This window comes from Tepidibacter sp. Z1-5 (genome assembly GCF_037844525.1).
Classification (GTDB): Bacteria; Bacillota; Clostridia; order Peptostreptococcales; family Peptostreptococcaceae; genus Tepidibacter_A.
The window spans coordinates 1-592 of sequence record NZ_JBBMMD010000028.1 but is presented as its reverse complement, the minus strand read 5'-3'; positions in this window follow the sequence as shown (position 1 = coordinate 592).

Genomic DNA, 592 nt, shown 5'->3' with positions numbered 1-592 from the left:
TTGCAAACCTTATTGCTAACGCAATGTGTAATCCTTCGTATGAGCAGTTGAGTTTTAATTTATGATAATTTAGGTAAGAAATAAAACAGAATATTCATTACAAATAATGGTAATGAATTGATTACCTTTGTTTCTTTTTGTTTTTTTTGAAAACAACATATATTTAAATCCATTTCATATCTAAGAAACATATTAAAAAACAAATGGCATTAAAATGTTAGCGAATGATTTAAATATTTTTGTATAAAACTTGAATTACAGCGTTTGAATATCCGTTAAGAAAGTTCGTTGTTTGACCTTGAGGGAGTTCAGAACTTTTAGGAGATTCAATAAGATGTAATTCTTAGTTTTATTAAAAATATTTACAACATTAGCGGTATTTTAATGTCATTTGTTTTGAGATTAAGAGCTATAATTTTTCCAAATTAGAGATTTGATCAATTGGTATTTTATAGTGAATAAATAATTACATTTGTACGAAATTTAGGTAGCTACCTAGATTTCGTACAAACGAAATCTGGGTTATTTTTTTAGGGTCTGTGGGTTATTAAAAACTATCTATACAAATACCGCGAATACAACGATATTTTGA